Origin of the sequence: Streptomyces sp. NPDC059564 (assembly GCF_042735575.1) — a bacterium.
GTDB lineage: Bacteria > Actinomycetota > Actinomycetes > Streptomycetales > Streptomycetaceae > Streptomyces.
Genome location: NZ_JBHWBP010000003.1, coordinates 26,222 through 43,723, shown reverse-complemented (window position 1 = coordinate 43,723; position 17,502 = coordinate 26,222). Strand labels below are relative to the sequence as shown.

Here is a 17,502-nt window from a genome sequence, read left to right as displayed (position 1 = left end):
CCGTGCACGCCCGCCCGGCCGCCATCCCCGCGCGGCCGCGAAACCGAAGGAGTCCCCGGCCATGAGCAGCACCACCGGAGAGTGGCCCCCGCCCCGCGAGTTCTGGACCGACACCCTGCCCGAGAAGACCGACGGCATGAGGCGCCCGTACCTGTTCAAGGGCGTCGTCCCCGCCTCGGCGGCGAACCCCGCCGCCGTCCTGGAGGGCTTCGCCGCGATCCAGCGGGCCCACGCCGCCGGGGTGGAGATCACCGCGAACGCCCGGGTGTACGTGGGGGAGGAGCACCGCCCCGACCTGGTGGACAAGGTCCTGGCCGCCGGCGCCTGGCCGCAGGGCGACTTCGTCGCGTGGATGCAGGAGCAGGTCGGGGCCGAGAGGTTCAGCCTGGTCCTCAACACCCTGGAGAGCGTCAGCGAACCGCTGGCCGCGGGCCTGGGCGAGTTCGTCGGAGCGCTGCTCGACGGCTGGGGCGTCCCGGCCGGCGGAGCCGAGCTGGTCGCCTTCGTCGGCAACTACAGCGGAACCGCGTTCGGCGTGCACGAGGGCTACGAGAACGCGTTCCTCACCCACTACGGTCCCGGCGTCAAGGACTTCTACTGCTGGTCGGCGGAGGAGTACCGCAAGCTCACCGGCGGCAGCGACCCGCTGTACGGCGACTACACGTGGCTGCTGGAGCACGGCGAGCATTTCCCCCTGGAGCCCGGCGACGCCCTGTTCCTGCCCGAGCGCGTCTTCCACGTCGGCCGACAGAGCGAGTTCTCGGTCTCCGTCGCCATCCCCCTCTACACCTTCCCCGACGCCGCCGTCGCCCGCGGCTGGATCGCGCCCGACCTACTGGAGAACCTCCTCGCCAGCGAGCCCGACACCGACGCCGGCCAGCCCTCCCCGATGCAGCCGCTGACCGCGGGCCCGGGCGAGCTCGCCCGCCGCCTGGGCACGGTGGCCGCCGACGCGTTCAGCGCCGCCGCCGAGCGGTCGACGGCCGCCGCCGAGCAGCACGCCCACCAGCGCTGGCACACCGTCCTGAGCAACGGCGGCTGGCAGCAGACCGATCTCGACCTCGCCCGGGACGAGGCCGCCGCGGCGTTCGCCGCCGCCGCGCTCACGCCCGGCACGAGCGTCACCGTCCGCGCCCCCTACCAGCTGATGGTCACCGGCCGGCAGGCGTTCCTGCGCGGCTGCGAGACGGCGGCCGACCCCGCCGTCCTCACCCCCGCCCTCGTCGAGCGCCTCAACACCGGCCCGACCACCCTGCCTGACGACCCGGCGGTGATCGCCGCGATCCGCACGCTCGGCGCCACCGGCGGCCTGAGCCTCACCACCACGCCCGAGGAGACCGCGTGACCACCACCGCCCCTGCGCCCACGCTCGAGACCCTGCGCGGCACCAGCCTCGTCGAGGGGTACCTGGCCGCGAACCCGGAGACCCGCGGCTATATCCACGCCACCATCCAGGGCAACCGCAACAGCGGCGACGACCTCGTCGACAAGCACCTCAAGCCCATGATCGACGCGATCTACCGGCAGATCCGCGCCCTGGTCGACCCCGCCACCCTCACCGTGGCGCAGGCCCGCATGTACATCGCCGAGCTGGCGGTCTTCGCCCGGCACAACGCCCAGTTCCTGCGCCTGGCCGCCGCCCAGGTGATCGGCTACTGCCCCGCGCTCGCCCACGAGCTGGACCGCAACTTCCTGGAGGAGGGCGGCGAACCGGGCAAGGTCCCCGCCCACTACATCCTCTACACCCGCGCGCTGCTCGCCGACCTCGGCCTCCTCGTCAACGGCCACGTCCCCGCTGACGAGACCGCCAAGCTGGTCCTCCAGCACCAGGTCCTGGTGAACTCCCACATGACCGGGCTCATCGCCGGCGGCTACTACGCCACCGAGGGCGTCGCCGTCGCCGAGACCGAGATCCTGCGCGACATCACCGACCGGTACGGCGAGCTGACCATCCAGGCCAGCGGCGCGGAGCTGAAAAGCCTGGACTACTACTACCGGCTCCACCTCGACGAGGGCCACGAGGCCGCGCAGGTCGGCGGCATGAGCGTGGAGGAGGCCCACATCGAGGGCCTGGCCCGGTTCATCCGTCAGAGTGACCTCTTCCACCTCGACCTGCCGCAGGCCCTGGAGGGCTTCCTGCAGATCTTCAACGCGATGGCAGACTGGTGGACCCAACTGGCCTACCGTGCAAGGGAACTGAACTAGTGTCCGATACCGTCGTCGTCGCCGCCGTTGTCACCGCCGCTGCCGCCACCGGCTCCGGCACTGAGGTCCGCTCCGGCGGCTGCCTGTGCGGGAAGATCCGCTTCACCGTTACCGGCCCGGTGGACGACCCGCACGTGTGCAACTGCGAGCACTGCGCCAAGCGCTCCGGCGCACCGTTCCAGTGGTGGGTCGGGTTCCCGATGGACGGGCTGAAGTGGACCGGCGAGGGCGAGCCGACCTGGTACGACACCCACCCCGGCAAGACCGCCCGCGGCTTCTGCGGCGGGTGCGGCACCCACCTCGCCGCCCGCGACTACGGCGACGACACGATCATCGGCTTCCTCGCCACCGCCCTGGACGACTACGGCACCGATCCGGCCCTGGCCCCCACCAACCTCAACCGGGTTGCCGAGGCCGCGCCCTGGCTCGCCCAGTGCGACACCCGGCCCGCCACGGCCGGCTGACCCCCGGACCCTGCGGGGGCGGGCGCACCTGACAGCGTTCGCCCCCGCAGACCCACCGGGCCGTGCCGGGGCCACCTCCACCCCGCACACCACCACGCCCGCACCGACACCAGGAGGACCCGTGAACCACGACGTCCATGTCGCCACCGAGTACGGAACCCTCAAACGGGCGGCCCTGCGCCACGCCGGCGACTTCACCCGTCCCCTGGACGGCCCCGACGTCCACCCGGTCCTTGTCCGCCAGCAGGCCACCAGCACCTGGGCCACCTACGACCCGGCCACCGTCCGCGCCCAGCAGGACCAGCTGATCGCCCTGCTCCGCGATCGCGGCACCGACGTGGTCCTGCTCCCCGCCGCGCCGGGCTGCTCCACCCAGCACTACCCCCGCGACATCGCCTTCGCCATCGACCACGTCCTGTTCCGGGCCCGCCTAAACTCCGAGCATCGCCTGGCCGAGGCCGTCGCCCTCACCAACCCCGCCGTCGGCGGGCAGCCAGTCGACCTCACCTGCGGCACGATCGAGGGCGGCGACGTCCTGCTCCCCGACACCGACCGGGTCCTCGTCGGCCTGAGCGAGGAGACCAGCGCCGACGGTGCGACCGCCCTCCAAGAGGCCCTCGCCCGGCACGACATCGACCGCGAAGTCATCCCCGTGCCCTTCGCGGTCAAGGGGATCGTTCACCTCGACGACCACCTCGCAGTGGTCGCGCCCGGCACCGCCCTGATCCACCGCGAGGCGTTCACCGCCGACCAGAACCGCTGGTTCGACACCCACTTCGACCACCTCGTCCCCGTCACCGACGCCGAGGCCCGCGCCGTCCAGGTCAACGTCCTGGCCATCGCCCCCACCACGGTCGTCGTCGCCGCGGGCAGTGACCGCATCGCCGCCGCCCTAGCCGCACTCGGACTCGAGGTCCTGACCGTCGACTACTCCGAGGTCACCCGCATCCCCGGCTCCCTGCGCTGTACCACCCTGCCCCTGCTGCGTACCTGACTCCGGCCGCGTACCGCCCGAGCCCGGCAAGCACGGCCGCCGGGCCGAGCCCCCGCGCCCGAGCGGTGGCCTGCCGCCGCTCCCGGTCGCCGGAGCGGCGGTTGCAGCCGAGCCCCCGAGCGCAGGCCCCGCACCGTACGACACACCCGCGAAAGGCGGACCATGCACGAGACCCGAGAACTCAAGGCGCACGGACACACCGTGCGGGTGAACGTGGACCCGGAGCCCGAGAGGGAGGAACGACCCGCTCTCTGGCCGACGGTCGGCGAATACCCCATCTACGACCGGTTCCTGTACGCGACCATGACCACCGACCACGAGCGCAACCAGCGCTTCCTCGCCGCGCTGGCCAAGCTGGCGCCGGGCCGACGCGTCCTGGACATCGGCACCGGAGAAGACCTCCTCTGGGCGCGCGAGAGCATACGGGCCGGAGCCCGGCACGCCCTGGCCGTCGAGGTCATCGAGGACGCGTTCCACACGGCCGCCGGCAACCTGGCGGCCCTCGACGAGCGCGACCTGATCACGCTCCTGCGCGGCGAGTCGACCACCCTCCAGTTCGCGCCCAAGGCCGATGTCGTCGTGGCGGAGATCATCGGCTCCCTGGCCGGCGCCGAAGGCGCGGCAGCCGTCCTGACCGACGCCCGCAACCGCCACCTGGTGCCCGGGGGCATAGTGGTGCCGCACCGCGCGGTGACCCTGGCCGCAGCCGTCCACCTCCCCGACCTGCTCCCCGGCCAGCCCGTCGCGTTCGCCGAGGCATCCCTGCCATACCTGCAGAGCATCTTCGACTGGCACGGACGGCCCTTCGACATCCGACTGCGGATCGAGAACCCGCACACTGACGCCCTTCTCTCCGACGGCCAGCCGGTCGAGGTGCTCGACTTCAACGGCGAACTGCGAATGGAGCAGGGCACGACCACCCGCCTGGCCATCACCCGGGCCGGCCATGTGGACGGCGTGCTCACCTGGCTCAACCTCTGGTGCCTGCCGGACGAAGAGCCCCTCGACGCGCTCCGCATGAGGACCAACTGGGCCAGCATCTACTTCCCGCTCTTCGACCGCCCCGTGCCGGTCGTGCCCGGAGACGTCCTGGAACTCACCGTCGAGTCGGCCCTCAGCGACGACGGCATCCACCCGGACTACCACCTCTGCGCCACACTGCACACCACCAGCGGGGAGGAGCACCACGGCTCCCTGGCGTCCCCGCACCACGGCGGCACGTTCAGGGACCACCCGGTCTACCAGGCCCTGTTCCACACGACCTGACCGGACATCCGGCACGGGGCGTCCCGAGCAGCGCTTGCTGCGGCACTGCTGGGTCGCCGGCATCGGTGCCACCGCCGTCGCGCAGCGGGCCGCCCCGTTCCCGATCCCCTCGCTGCGGCCCGGCGCGCCCGAACCAGCGGGCCGCCGAGCCGCTCGCGCATGCCCGCGCCCACGCCGAACTTCGCCCGGAGAACCGCTGATGTCCAGTCCGCTCTCGCTCGTCCTCGTCGCCGTCCCGGCCGTGGTGCTGGCCTGCCAGGCCGGCGGCTGGGCCGCCCGCCGCCTCGGGCAGCCGCCCGTCATCGGCGAGATGGCCGTCGGCATCCTCCTCGGCCCCTCCCTTCTCGGCTGGCTCGCCCCCAGCGTCCAGCACGCGCTGTTGCCACCCGCCGTCCTGCCGTACACCTCGGTGCTCGGCAACGTGGCCCTGCTCGCGTTCCTCTTCCTCGTCGGCCTCGAACTCGACTTCCACTCCCTGCGGACCACCCGCCGCGCCGTGGCCTCCGTCGCCGCCGGCAGCATCCTGCTGCCCCTCGGCCTCGGCGCCGGCCTCGCCGTCATGATGTACCCGGCCCTCGCACCGCCCGGCGTGCAGCGGCTGCCGTTCGTCCTGTTCGTCGCCACCGCGCTCTCCATCACCGCGTTCCCCGTCCTCGCCCGGATCCTCACCGACCGGGGCCTGGCCACCACCCGCCTGGGCGCCTTCGCGCTCGCGTGCGCCGCCACCGACGACGCCCTCGCCTGGTGCCTGCTCATCGCCGTCACCGCCCTGGCCACCGCCGGCTCCCCGCTGGACGCGCTCACCGCGCTCGCAATGACCGCCGCCCTCACCGCCGCCCTGGCCGCGGCCCGCCCCCTCGCAAAGCGGACGCTGGAGCGCGCCGCCCGGACCTCGGAGGACCTGGTGACGGTACTGCTGGTCGCGGGGCTGCTCCTGGCCGCGTACGCCACCGACCGGATCGGTGTCCACCCCGCCTTCGGGGCGTTCCTGTTCGGCGCGACGATGCCGCGCGGCCTGCCGGCCGTCGAGCGCAGCGCCGCCCGCCTCCAGGCGGTCTTCGTTCCGGTGCTGCTCCCGCTGTTCTTCGTCGACACCGGCCTGCACACCGACCTCGCCCACCTCCCGGCCGGCCAGTGGGGCTGGGCCGCGCTCGTCCTGGCCGTCGCCGTGACCGGCAAGTGGGTCGGCGCCGCCGGGGCAGCACGGCTCGCCGGCTGCGACTGGAGGTGGTCGGCACTGATGGGCACCCTGATGAACTGCCGCGGGATCACTGAGATCGTCGTCCTCGGCATCGGCCTCCAACTCGGCGTCATCACCCCGAACCTGTTCACGATCATGGTCCTCATGGCTGTCGTGACCACTGCCGCCACCGCGCCTCTGCTCGACCGCCTCACCCGAGGCGCCCCCGACCTCACCGCCCAGGCCCACGCCGACCCGGTCACCGCACAGACCGGCGCCCCGGGAGCAACCCGATGACCACCGTCCCCGACACCCGGCCCGCCGCGGGCGACGCCGAGACGGCGATCCGCACCCGGCGCAGCACCATCCGCCTCACCGCGCCCGCCCCGGGCGCGGACGAACTCCTCGACCTGCTGGCCGCCGCTGCCACCGCGCCCGACCACGGCCAGCTGCGCCCGTGGCGCGTGATCGCGATCTGCGGCGACGCCCGCGTCCGGCTCGGCGAAGCCGCCGCCGAGGCCGCGCCCACCGCCGACCTGGCCGAGCGGATCGCCGCCAAGCACCTGCGCGCCCCGCTGATGCTGGGCCTCGTCTTCCAGCCCCGCGACCACCCGACCATCCCACGCTGGGAGCAACTGGCCGCGACGTCCGCGATGGCCACCACCCTGCTGCTGCTCCTGGACGCGCGCGGCTGGGGCGGGGTCTGGTTCGGCGGCCCGTACCCGGACGCGCCGCAGGTCCGCAAGCACCTCGGCATCGGCGACGACGAGCAGCTGCTCGGCTACCTGTACGTGGGAACCCCCGTCCCCGGCACACCGTCCCGCTCATGCGCCGCCGTCGACGTCCGTTCCAAGCTCAGCTGGCTCGGTGACACCGACCGCTGACCCCGCGCCACGACACGACTTCTGCCCCCTTGGCCGGACGGACCGGGCGCGAGCCGGCCGATGGCGGAGCGGGGGTCAGAAATCGTGGAGCGGGCCGCCCGCGGCGGCGTCGGCCAGGCGCCGCGCCAGGCGCCGGCTCTTGAGGTGCTGAGCGGCCGTCTTCGCCTGTGTCAGCAACTCCTCCCACTGAACCTGGTCGCCGCGAAGCCGCGCCAGCTCCGCACCAGTGATCAGCAACTCCACGCTGTCGCGCGTACGCTCGGGCGGCAGACCCATCGCCACCTTCAGAGCCTGCGCGCCGTCCTCGGCCAGCCCGGCCATCGCCAGCGCCCACGCGGCCTGACCCTCCAGCTCCGGGCGGTCCAGCCACGCCAGCCACCTCGGGTCCGACCCGCTCCCGGCCCGGTCGAACGCGGTGCGAGCCCGCTCCACCGCCGCCCGGCACTGCGCACTGTCACCGGTGTAGGCCCACGCCCTCGCCTCCGTCACCGCGACATAGGCCCGCACCAGCGCGGGCGAGCCGGTCGCCGCGACCACCGCGCTGCGGGCATGGGTGAGCACTTCTCGGCCGTCGCCTCGCACCGCCGCCAGCCGGGCCTGGTGAATACAGCCGCGTGCCAGCCGGCCGCGATCCCCGATCGCCTGCGCCAGCCGCATCGCCTGCAGGTCGTAGCGCTGAGCCAGGCCCGGCAGCTGGTCGTCGTAGGCCATGCTCGCCAGCGCGAGCACCGCGTCGGCGACACTGCCGTACAGCAGCCGGCCACGCCCGGCGTTGAACCCCCCTTCGAGGAGGGGCACTGCGTGGGCGGCGAGGAAGGCGGCGAACACGGAGCGGAACTGCCCGCCTCCGTGCCGGGCGTCCGTCCTGCCGTACAGGTCGGTGTGCGCTTCCAGGAGCTCGATGTCCGCCACGGTCACCCGCCGCTGTCCGCGCCCGACGATCTCCGTGTCGGGCAGCATGACCAGCGCCTCGACCGCAGAGGGCGTCGCGGCGAACGGCATCCTGCGCACCGCCGCATTCCTGGGCACAGCGTCCATCTGCCACAGCCGCCGCAGCATCCGCACCGCGTGTCCCAGGTCGCCGTACTGGAGCGCCTGCTCGGCAACATCCATGTCCTCGGACGGCCACCCCAGGCCCTCAGGAGTCACCTGACGCTTGCACGCCCGAGTCAGTACGTAGCACGCCGCAGCCGCCAGTTCCGGACCCGGCTGAGCTCCCGCGCACCATCGCGACACCGTGCTCGTGCTCACGGACCGAGGCTGGCCAGTGGCCGCACAGTGCTCGCGGATCCTCTTGGCGAACCCCGACAGCGACCACTTGAGCTCATCCAGCACGATCCGCTCGAGGTCGCCGTTCCTTTGCGAGGCGCCGCGCACCGACGCAGCCCCGCTCACGCGGCTGCCGCCCAGATCTGGGTGACTGCCAACTCAGGCATCCCGGCCTCGGACCGGCTGGCTCCCGCTGGCCGGGGGACCCTGCTGGCAGGACGCCGACGTGGCCGGGAGCTCACGCATCCCGCGGTGTTGGTGATCACTACGCCGCCTCGTCTCGGCGCTGGGCTGCCCGGGCCACCGGCGCTTCTTGAGGGGGAGAGGGTGCGGTCACGGCAGTCTCCCGGCTGGCTTGATGGCGATGCCCGCGTACGCGGCCGAGGTCTCCTCGGGTGCGTCCCGGTGGGGGTGGTCGTGATGCCAGCGGGCAACCGGCACGAGCCCCGGTCCCTGGTGGGTCCAGCCGCCGAACATGCTGGCCACCGCGCCGTGCGGGCGCGGCCGGTAGGTGATGCCTGCTACTTCGTACGCGGACGTGAGCTGGGACATCACCTCCTCGTTGCCGAAGCCACCGGTGGTGTGGGTGATGGACAAGGCGCTGCCCGAGGGAAGCCACGCCCTGAGCGGGGTGAGGATCTGGTCGAGGTCGGGGTCAGGGATCCACGGCAGGAAGTCGTGCGCGAGGACGGCGACCGGCACGTCCCGCCGCAATGAACCGCCGGTGATCTCGACGAGGTCAGCGAGGAGCTCGGGGAGCTGGCGGAGATCGGCGAGGACGTGGTGTACGCCGCGTGCGCCGAAGGCCATGGCCCGCGCGTGCGCGAAGGCGACGCGGTCGGCGTCGACGTACACGACGGTGGCACCGGGGTGGAGCGGGCGGATCAGGTGGTGGACGTCGGGGTGGTCGGGGTAGGGGGCCGGGTAGCCGCAGCCCAGGTCAATGAACTGGCGGTAGCCGTGCTGTGCGAGGTGGCGGGCGGTCAGGGTCCGGTGAATCCGGCCGATCCGCGCGGCCGCCACGAGTCCGGGGAAGACGTCGAGGAGTTGGTCCCTGAGGTCGGTGTCGGCTTCGTAGGCGTCGCGGCCTCCGCCGACCAGCAGGTGGGAGATCCTGCTGGCGGCCGGCCGGCGGAACATGTTCTCGGTGCACGGGGGAGCCCCGTAGTCAGGGATGGTCATGGGGTCCGCGTCCGGGGCGGCACGGAGCGGGGGGCACTGGCCTGGCGGTCCGTCATGGTGTCGGCGGACTGCTGGGTTGGGAGGAGGCCCAGGGTGTGGCCCAGTCCGACGAGATGAGCGGCATCGTGGGCACGCATCGCGTATATGAGCTTGCGGGTGCGGGCTCCGAGGGAGCTGGGGGCGACCTTCGCGGCGCGTGCGATGTCCGCAGCTGCCGAGTGCTCGGCGATGGCCCGCAGTAGCAGGAGCGCCGCCGGGGACGGTGTGAACGGTTTGAAGAGCGGCGGGAGGACGGGAGGTTTGACCAGATCGGCCTGGAGAAGTGCGTGTGCCAGGACCGCGCGCGAGCAACGCGTGTCGCAGTGCAGGTTCGAGCGGATGCGGCGCAGATGGGAGGTGACTGTGCTGTCGGTCACCCAGACCCGTCCGGCGATCTCAGCGGTCGACAGCCCTTCGACCAGGTGCTGGGCGATCGGCCTCTGCGCCCTGCTCAGTGGCTTGATGGGGGCGGCGTCGGTACTCACGAGGGAACTTCCACTTCCTCTGGTAGCGGCAGGTGCGGGAGGGCGAACGAGGGACCGGACGTGCTGGGCGGGGCTCATTCCGGCGAGCTGGCGGGGATGGCATCGGGCAGGCGACTGAGGTTGCGGATCGGGGACGGCCACAGGGCGAGTGCGGCGCCGGCCAGGACGAGGGTTCCGGCGAGGAGGGTGGCCCAGACCCCGGCAGCTGAGGCGAGGACGCTCGCGGCGAGCGCGGCGAGGGGGCGGCTGCCGGCCACCAGCCAGGTCGCCGTCTGCTGGGTGCGGGCCAGGAGTTCGGGCGGGCAGCGCCGCTGGCGTACGGTCCGGACGGTCGCGGTCGCGCAGGCCGCCGCCGCGAGCTGCCCCGCCCCGGCCACCGCCAGGACCACCGTCCACACCGGGCCGGGCCGGGCCGTCAGGAGCGGTATCCCCAGCAGCGGGTAGAGCGCGACGCTCGCGATCAGCACCGCGCCGGGTCCGTATCGGCCGGTCAGGCGCGGTGAGGCGAGGGCACCGGCCAGGTAGCCGGCGCCGGACACGCCCATGATCACGCCGAGTCCGGTGGGCCCCACCTTCACCGCCGTCAGCAGGTACCAGGCCGAGACCGCGGTGATGACGCCGGCTCCGGCGCCGGTTGCGCCCAGGCACAGCGCGAGCGGGCGCAGGATCGGGTCGTCCAGGGTGTGGCGGAGCCCGTCGCGGATCTCACCGGTGAGCGTCGTACGGTCCGCGGGTGCGGGGCGGGCGGGCTGGGTGGGGATCTTGGAGGTGCACCAGGCGGAGACGAGGTAGGAGGCGCTGTCGACGGCCAGGGCGCGGGTGGCGGTGGTGATGGCGAGGATGCCGGTGCCCAGGTGGAGGCCGATGGTGGCGGCGGCGCCGAGGACGGCTTCCTGGCGGGCGGTGGCCTGGTGGAGGTGGCTCGGGTCCGACAGCTGGACGAGGATGACGCTGGCCGCGGCCTGGTGCAGGACGGTGACGGCCCCCAGGACCAGGGTGACGGTGTAGAGGACGGGCATCGTGAGCGTGCTGAGGGCTACGGTGGCGGGAACAGCCGCGACCAGGGCGGCCGCGGCCAGATCGGTTGTGATCAGCACCGTTTTGACGGGGTAGCGGTCGACGATGGCGCCGGCGGGCAGCGCGAACAGTAGGTAGGGGGCCTGGGAGAGCAGGTAGAGGCAGGACGCCTGGGCGGGGCTGGCGTGGAGGGCGAGCACGGCGAGGACGGGCAGGACGACGGTGTGAAGGCCGGTGCCGGTCAGGCTCGCCGCCTCACCGGTCAGGAAGATGGTGACCGCCCGGTTCCCGCCCGCGGGCGCAGCAGCGGCTGGGGCGCGGGTTGGCAGCGGGGTGGTGTCCTGGGTCCTTCCGCGGTCGGCTTCCACCACGTCGGCGGGTGAGGGGCGGGGTGGTGTGCTGTTGGTTCCGCTCATCGAGGGCCCCGCGATTCCTGCTGCGCGGTGCCGCGCTCTCGCAGCGGGGTCCATGCCTCGCGCAGGAGGTCGTAGACGGTGCTGATGGATAGTCCGGTCGCCTCGGCGATCTCATCGACGCGCATCTTCTGGGTGTTGTAGGCGTGGGTGATCTGGGTGGCGACCTGATGGCGCTTCGCGCCGGTCAGGCGTCGGCCCTTGGGCAGCGGGGTCAGCCCGTTCCCGCTGGTGTCCGCGGTGGGCGGGATGTCCTCGGGCACGGCGGTGAGGGCGGCGTCGACGGCGGTGGCGAGAGAGGCGAGAAGCCATCGCCGGGCTGCGGACTCCAGTGGGGCGGGGACCTGCGCGAGCACGGCGAGGGCCGCGCGGACGAACGCTTCCTCCCCGCTGCTCGCGGGCGGTGCGGCAGCCTGGAGCTGGGCGGCCATCGCCCTCAGAAGCAGCCACGCTTCGCGTCCGGCCCGGGCCGGACCGGGGCTTCGGCGCGGGTCGTGCCGCAGCAGGGTGACAGCCTCGACGATTTCCTGCCGCGTGAAGGGACGGGCGCGGGGGACGGGCGCGGGGATGCGGGGCGGGCGGGGCAGCCGTGCGACGTTGCCGGTCACCACCCACCGGCCGTCCTCGTTGCGCAGCAGCCCTCTGCGGAGCAGCCGACCGGAAAGGTCGGAGCTGGTGGTCTTCAGCAGGACGGCCGCGAGGTCCACCCGGAACGTGCTGCCCGTCGAGTGCCGGCCCGTGGCCAGCTGAATCGCGACCTGCTCGACCGCCCACTCGGCGCTCCGGCCGGGCAGATCCTGGGCGTCGCGAACCCAGTACAGGCCGCCGGCACTACTGCGGTCCAGGATCTCCTCGCGGTACAGGAGCTTCAGGGCCGCGGCGGCCGGTACGAGACGCGCGCCGAGATCGTCGGCTATCTGGGAGGCGGTCAGGGGCTGGGTCCTGGTGTAGGTGCGGTAGGTGATGGCGGCGCGGATCATGGCGACGATCTCATTGGCCTCGGCCGCGAGGCGAGCGGCAGGCTCGCAGGCCTCCGTGGCGGTGTCGGCCAGGAGACGCCACACCGCACGCTCTCGTTCGGTGAGGCCCTGGGCCGGGGTGTCGGGCCAGCGCTCCTCGGCCGCCCCGCCCTTGTCGTCGGGCTCGTGGTGGTGGGGGCTGACGGCCACCGTGCCGATGGCGCTATCCATGCTGCACTGCCTTCTCGTTCTGTACGGTTCGGGGGACTTCGGCACTGGAGACGGGCCGGACGTAGATGCCGGGGCCGAGGGGGCCACGAGGCAGGCTTTGCAGCAGGCCTTCATGGATCAGGGGCCGGCAGGCGCGCCGGGGCCGGGTGGAGGGGCCGCCGTACTCCAGCGCGATCACGGCGAGCGCGAGCGGCTGGCCCGGTACGTAGTCGCCGCGGTCGAGGCCTTCGCGGATCCGGGCCGCCATGCCCTCGTCGTCGGGGTGCGGGATCTGGCCGCGAAGGATCATCAGGCCGTGGCCAGCCACCAGGGCGAGGTCACCGCGTTCGTCCAGGGTCCGCACGGCCGACCGCACCGTGTCCGCCGGAAGCCCGGTACGGCTGGCGAGGTGAGCGATGTTGTCCTCGATGGCGGTCGGCGCCGGGAGGAGGAAGCCGCCTGGACGGCGCGCGGCGAGGTAGGAGTGAACGGCCCAGGTGGCGGCGGCCCGGGCGCGGGCACCACGGGGGGAGAGCACACGTGTGCCGGTCATGAGCGCATTCCTTCTCTCAAGGTTGGTCGGTAGGCCCCGACCGGACCGGCGACAACTGGGCAGGAGCGCTGAAGGGCCGATAGCTCCGCAGCGGGGGCTGATCGGAGGGAGGCGCGACGGGAGGCCGACCAGGCGGCCTTGTGCCGCGCGCGGAGGTCTTCGGTGAAGTCCCAGTCGACGGTCACCCCTTCGAAGCGCCGGTACATCTGATGGGCCACGGTCCAGGCCAAAGCCGGGTCCTCATACGAGACCGGGCGCTTGGTCTTGAAGTGGCGCATAGTGCCGTCGTGTAGGCGGTAGTTGATGCCCGACACCCCGTAGCGCACGGGCCGCCGCACCCACAGGGCCGTGGCGCGTCCCAGACGGGGACAGCTGGTCGCCGACTGCTCCGCGTCCGCGCGGCACACGGGAGGTGTCGCCTCCAACGCCCGCTCGGCCCAGTTCGCACGCGCGGCGGACCGGTTCTTGGGCCCGTCGGGCACGACGAACAGGAAGCCTTCCCGCTCGTCGTCTTCTGGGGAGCCTGCGCAGACCTGGCACAGGAGCCGGTCCATCAGGGCTCGCTGCCGGTAGGGGTGCGGGATCGCGTTCTCCACGGTCCCGGCACCGGACAGGTCGGTGGCCACCCGTGCCCACAGACCGCCGTCGCGGTCCCGGTCCTGCTCCCCCTCGCCGTCGTCGACTTCGTCTTCATAGCCCAGGCCCTGGTGCGGGCCCGGACGGATGACCAAGGTTCCGGGCAGAGCCTGTTCGGTGGTGCGGCTGGAGATGAACGGCCAGGCCGGAGTGCCGATCACGGCAGAGGCCTGTACGGACGGCGCCTGAATCTCCGTGCCGGCCGGGCATGCCGTTCGCGCGAGGTCGAGCGCGGAGGGGGCCGCGATGGTGCTCACCGGGTGGCTCCCGGCGAGCGGGCCGGGCCGGAGGAGGCTTCGCTGTGGCGGACGTCGAGCTCCAGCAGCCACTTGATGCCATCGCAACCGGTCTTGATCCCGCGGGTGCGCCAGCCGAGATCGGTGAGCTGCGCCACCTCGTCACGGGAGCCTGTCCGGACCTGCGTGTACGGCAGCCGCTCGTGGCGGGCACGACACGCTGCCCAACGGCTCACCTCCATCAGCACGTCCAGGCAGCCGGGCTCGTCCCAGAGCACCAGCCGGTCCAGGAACAGGACCGGCTCCTGCCTGCTGGTGGACGGGTCACCGGAGCGGGTGCGCGCGGGCGGGCGAAGGCATGCGGTGAGGACGGCGGCGAGACGCCCGCCGACCATCACCTTGAATCCGCGGCTACGACCGGGAGCCCCTTCGACGGGATAGCCGGCGGGCAGGGCTTCGTCGGTCTCATCGAGGAACTCGACGAGCGCGCCCTTGTCCTCGGGGACAAGCGGGGTCACCTCCACGGCCGACGCCAGCGCCAAGGGCTCTTGCTCGGCGACCATGGAGGGCAGAGTCGGGTGGAAGTTGGGGTGGTGACGGTCGGTACGGACCACCCGTCCGTCTTGGTGGGTGAGCGTGGTGCTGCCGAGGGCGGACGGGTGGGGCTTGCGCTGGCGGGCGAGGAGGCACTGGGTGTGGACGTGTACTTCGCGGACGAGGGCCGGCCGATGCGCGGCCCAGCGCGTGCACCAGGCCAACAGGAGGTCCTGGGGGCGGTCGTCGGCGCACGTGGGTTCGGCGAGCAGGTGATGGACATGGAGCACGCCGATGCCGTCACCGCTCAGCCTCACGTTCAGGCACGCGGCGCCCACCACGTACCCGGTGGGTGTGTAGGTCAGCATCCACATCCCCGGCAGCCCGGCGGCGAGGTGTTCTTCCAGCGCGGCCGCTTCCCGGCACTGCGTCCCTGTGGGGCACACCTCTTGGTGGAACTGGATGTGGGCTCGGAGGCTGGGGATGTGGAAGCGTCGGGCGGGCTCGACGATGAAGTCGGCGCCCGGGGTCACGGCCAGGGGGGTTTCGGTCCCCGGCTGGTGGCGGGTCAGCACGGTTCCTCCACATCGGCATCCGAGAGGGGTCGGCCGTGGTCGGCCGTCACCAGGCGGATCCCGTAGGCGAACAGCCGTTCCCAGATCCCCGTCAGCGTCCACGTGCGGCTTTCATCCCGGGGATCGTCGGGGGGCAGGTGGTCCAGGGACGGGATGACCAGCACGTGGAACCGGCGGTCCTCGGCCAGGTCGAGGACGGTCCGCAGGGCGGGGCGTGCGTAGCCGGGGGCCGGCTCGTGTTCGTGGCGCCACAGCGGGGCCTTTCCACAGAACCGGTAGGCGGTGTCCTCCAAGGTGGCGAGGACCGTCCGGTCATCCGTGCCGGGCTCGACCACTGCGTAGGCGAGGCCGATGGCGTTCGTGTTGAGGTGGCGCTCGGCCTGGTTCGCGACGTGCCGGAGGGCTCCGATGAACCGGTCGTCGGGCCGGGCCGGATCGCGGGGCTGGACGTCCTTCCAACGGATCACCTGGTCGAGCACTTGAAGGGTGTCGGGGTGGGCAGGAAGAGCCATGAGCCAGCCGCCGATCCACTCCAGGCGCTCCCGCAGCACGGCGACCCGGGCCGCTCGGCGAGCCCCCTCCTCTGGGATGGGCACGCGCGATAACCCTTTGACGATGTCGTCGTGGAAATTCCGGACGGCCAGGGCCCGGCTTGGGGCAGCGCTCGTGAACCGTGCCGAGACGGGGGAGGCGGGCGCCGTGGCCAGCTGCGTAGGCGTGACGGTGCTCATCGGCTGACCGTTCCGGACGGTGAGCGGCGGGCCGTGGGCAGCGGCCGGATGACGGTGGCCGGGCGGCCGGGAACGAGCGCCACAGCCTCTCGTACCGCCGCGAGCCGAAGTCCCTCGCGGATGACGTCCACGTTCACGCCGTACGTGGCGGCCAGCTGTCGGAGGGAGGGCAGCTCGGTGGCGGCCGGAGTCCGAGGTGCGGTGATGTCGCCGATGATGCGGCGGGCCACTGCTTCGGCTGCGGGGGTGGGTCGGCGTACCTGAATGGGCCACATGGTGCGCGGGCGGATCACGTGCCTGTCCTGCCACCGGGGTTCCAGGACTCCGGCCGCGACGAGCTCGACCAGGGCCTCGTCTGACACCTGTTGCGGTATCCGCAGCGAGGCGGCCACGGCCCCGACTGTGGGGAGCTCCTCCTGATCGCGGTAGCGGCCGAACGCACACTGCATCAGCAGGACCTGGGCGGTCTCGCTCAGCTGAGGGCGCGCGGCTGCGCCGACGGTAGTAGCCATGACGTCCTTCACGAAAAGGGGATTCGAGTGGGTGGGGCAGCAGCGGACAGATCAGCGAGGCCCGGCTTGGCCGGTCCTGCAGGGCGGGTAGACACGTCCGTCGGGAGCCAGGACTCCGGTGTCGTCGAAGAGCAGCACGCCGTTACACAGGCGCCGGCATCCGATCTCGGGGAAGACGGTGCGGACGTGGGCCGCTGCCTGGTCCGGGGCGTGAGCGGGCGGGCATTCCTGCGGGTGCACGCACACCAGTCCGCACTGGCCCATCTCGGCCAGAACCGCCTTCACCTCCTCAGCCAGCTGCCGAAGGTAGGCCTGGGCCTCACCGAGCTCGGCCGGAGGAGCCTGGGCAGCGGAGCGCCGTGCCGTCTCGACCAGCCCGGAGAGGCGGGGCCGGACTGGTCGGGCGCCGGCCACGGACCCGAGCTGTTTCAGGTGACGCCGCAGGCGCAGGCGCAGATCGCGCACGTCCTGGTCGCTCTTCACCACAGAGGAGTCCTCGGCCGAAAGGAGCTTGCAGGTTTCCAAGGCGGTGACAACGGCGGAACGGAGGGCGGCCGGCCTGCGCGCCGGGGTGCGGCGGGTGGCGGTCAGGGCACGGAGGTTCATGCGACGCACTCCTCGGCGGTGACGGCCAGGTCGAGCTCCAGCCAGACCGACTTCCCGGTCCCGCGGGCGCCGGGCTCCACCCCCCACCGGTCGCTGAGCGCGTCCACCAGCGTCAGACCGCGCCCGCCGTCCCGGCACACCGACGACTCCTGTTCGGCAGGCAGAGCGTCGGACGGATCGTCCACCGCGATCCGCAACCGCTCCCCGGTCCACGCCGCCGTGAGGGTCACCTCGGAGGTCGACGGCAGGCCGTGGCATCCGTGGATGACCGCGTTGGTCATCAACTCGGTGGCAGCCAGCGCCACGTCGTCCGCGATTCTGGCCAGCCCGGACTCCTCCAGGCATCCGCGCAGTCGGCGCCGCACGGGCCCGATCGCGGATTGGGTGGCCGGGAGCACGGCTTTGAAGCACACCGGAGCCGACTCGCAGCCCGGGGGAGGAAGGGCAGGGGATTCGCTCATCACGCGTACTCCTTGAGCCGTCCGGTCTGCGGCCTCGCGCACGGGGGCCGACTGGTGGTGTCTACGAAGGAAAGGCGCCACCGGCGCCGAG

The 17,502-nt window shown here is 72.7% G+C and carries 19 protein-coding genes; 7 read left to right on the top strand and 12 right to left on the bottom strand.

Translation table 11 applies throughout. The features are described from left to right. Positions 1–61: 61 nt before the first annotated feature. From ACFV0Q_RS01505 to ACFV0Q_RS01475, 7 genes are all read left to right on the top strand, one after another. The gene (locus tag ACFV0Q_RS01505) at positions 62–1,345 is read left to right on the top strand and encodes a hypothetical protein (protein WP_384998699.1); all 1,284 of its coding nucleotides are present in this window, start codon (positions 62–64) and stop codon (positions 1,343–1,345) included. Further along, positions 1,342–2,205 (top strand): DUF3865 domain-containing protein, encoded by an 864-nt coding sequence (locus ACFV0Q_RS01500; RefSeq protein WP_384998696.1) that lies wholly within the window; start codon positions 1,342–1,344, stop codon positions 2,203–2,205. Before ACFV0Q_RS01505 ends, ACFV0Q_RS01500 begins: the two co-directional genes overlap by 4 nt. Further along, positions 2,205–2,669 carry a GFA family protein gene (locus tag ACFV0Q_RS01495; RefSeq protein WP_384998693.1) on the top strand — a complete coding sequence of 155 codons (465 nt, stop codon included), beginning with the start codon at positions 2,205–2,207 and terminating at the stop codon, positions 2,667–2,669. The genes ACFV0Q_RS01500 and ACFV0Q_RS01495 overlap by 1 nt, the downstream gene beginning before the upstream one ends. A 121-nt stretch (positions 2,670–2,790) precedes the next feature. Further along, the gene (locus tag ACFV0Q_RS01490) at positions 2,791–3,663 is read left to right on the top strand and encodes a dimethylarginine dimethylaminohydrolase family protein (RefSeq protein WP_384998690.1); all 873 of its coding nucleotides are present in this window, start codon (positions 2,791–2,793) and stop codon (positions 3,661–3,663) included. A 162-nt stretch (positions 3,664–3,825) separates the two neighbouring features. Next, positions 3,826–4,929 (top strand): class I SAM-dependent methyltransferase, encoded by a 1,104-nt coding sequence (locus tag ACFV0Q_RS01485; RefSeq protein WP_384998687.1) that lies wholly within the window; start codon positions 3,826–3,828, stop codon positions 4,927–4,929. 199 nt (positions 4,930–5,128) lie between these two features. Continuing rightward, on the top strand, positions 5,129–6,406 hold the full coding sequence (locus ACFV0Q_RS01480) for a cation:proton antiporter (protein WP_384998685.1): 1,278 nt from the start codon (positions 5,129–5,131) through the stop codon (positions 6,404–6,406). Further along, positions 6,403–6,993 carry a nitroreductase family protein gene (locus tag ACFV0Q_RS01475; RefSeq protein ID WP_384998682.1) on the top strand — a complete coding sequence of 197 codons (591 nt, stop codon included), beginning with the start codon at positions 6,403–6,405 and terminating at the stop codon, positions 6,991–6,993. Before ACFV0Q_RS01480 ends, ACFV0Q_RS01475 begins: the two co-directional genes overlap by 4 nt. A 75-nt stretch (positions 6,994–7,068) precedes the next feature. On the opposite strand, the gene ACFV0Q_RS01470 is transcribed toward ACFV0Q_RS01475, so the two are convergent. From ACFV0Q_RS01470 to ACFV0Q_RS01415, 12 genes are all read right to left on the bottom strand, one after another. Next, the gene (locus ACFV0Q_RS01470) at positions 7,069–8,106 is read right to left on the bottom strand and encodes a transcriptional regulator (protein WP_384998680.1); all 1,038 of its coding nucleotides are present in this window, start codon (positions 8,104–8,106) and stop codon (positions 7,069–7,071) included. 489 nt (positions 8,107–8,595) lie between these two features. Then, on the bottom strand, positions 8,596–9,444 hold the full coding sequence (locus ACFV0Q_RS01465) for an SAM-dependent methyltransferase (protein ID WP_384998677.1): 849 nt from the start codon (positions 9,442–9,444) through the stop codon (positions 8,596–8,598). Next, the gene (locus ACFV0Q_RS01460; protein WP_384998673.1) at positions 9,441–9,968 is read right to left on the bottom strand and encodes a LuxR C-terminal-related transcriptional regulator; all 528 of its coding nucleotides are present in this window, start codon (positions 9,966–9,968) and stop codon (positions 9,441–9,443) included. Before ACFV0Q_RS01460 ends, ACFV0Q_RS01465 begins: the two co-directional genes overlap by 4 nt. Positions 9,969–10,042: 74 nt before the next feature. Further along, positions 10,043–11,401: an MFS transporter gene (locus ACFV0Q_RS01455; RefSeq protein ID WP_384998670.1), complete on the bottom strand. Its 1,359-nt coding sequence runs from the start codon at positions 11,399–11,401 to the stop codon at positions 10,043–10,045. Next, a complete protein-coding gene (locus tag ACFV0Q_RS01450; protein ID WP_384998667.1) occupies positions 11,398–12,588 on the bottom strand; it encodes a helix-turn-helix domain-containing protein in 1,191 nt (396 codons plus the stop codon). Before ACFV0Q_RS01450 ends, ACFV0Q_RS01455 begins: the two co-directional genes overlap by 4 nt. Continuing rightward, complete coding sequence (locus ACFV0Q_RS01445; protein ID WP_384998665.1) at positions 12,581–13,120, bottom strand: hypothetical protein; 540 nt, start codon at positions 13,118–13,120, stop codon at positions 12,581–12,583. The genes ACFV0Q_RS01450 and ACFV0Q_RS01445 overlap by 8 nt, the downstream gene beginning before the upstream one ends. Then, positions 13,117–14,013 (bottom strand): hypothetical protein, encoded by an 897-nt coding sequence (locus ACFV0Q_RS01440; RefSeq protein ID WP_384998662.1) that lies wholly within the window; start codon positions 14,011–14,013, stop codon positions 13,117–13,119. Before ACFV0Q_RS01440 ends, ACFV0Q_RS01445 begins: the two co-directional genes overlap by 4 nt. After that, positions 14,010–15,101 (bottom strand): hypothetical protein, encoded by a 1,092-nt coding sequence (locus tag ACFV0Q_RS01435; RefSeq protein ID WP_384998659.1) that lies wholly within the window; start codon positions 15,099–15,101, stop codon positions 14,010–14,012. The genes ACFV0Q_RS01440 and ACFV0Q_RS01435 overlap by 4 nt, the downstream gene beginning before the upstream one ends. Further along, positions 15,095–15,697: a recombinase family protein gene (locus ACFV0Q_RS01430; protein WP_384998656.1), complete on the bottom strand. Its 603-nt coding sequence runs from the start codon at positions 15,695–15,697 to the stop codon at positions 15,095–15,097. The genes ACFV0Q_RS01435 and ACFV0Q_RS01430 overlap by 7 nt, the downstream gene beginning before the upstream one ends. 131 nt (positions 15,698–15,828) lie before the next feature. Continuing rightward, positions 15,829–16,344, bottom strand: a complete 516-nt coding sequence (locus ACFV0Q_RS01425; protein ID WP_384998653.1) for a GntR family transcriptional regulator — start codon at positions 16,342–16,344, stop codon at positions 15,829–15,831. A gap of 51 nt (positions 16,345–16,395) precedes the next feature. Continuing rightward, positions 16,396–16,950 (bottom strand): DUF5999 family protein, encoded by a 555-nt coding sequence (locus ACFV0Q_RS01420; protein ID WP_384998650.1) that lies wholly within the window; start codon positions 16,948–16,950, stop codon positions 16,396–16,398. After that, positions 16,947–17,411 carry an ATP-binding protein gene (locus ACFV0Q_RS01415; RefSeq protein WP_327167681.1) on the bottom strand — a complete coding sequence of 155 codons (465 nt, stop codon included), beginning with the start codon at positions 17,409–17,411 and terminating at the stop codon, positions 16,947–16,949. The genes ACFV0Q_RS01420 and ACFV0Q_RS01415 overlap by 4 nt, the downstream gene beginning before the upstream one ends. Between the last annotated feature and the right edge of the window lie 91 nt (positions 17,412–17,502).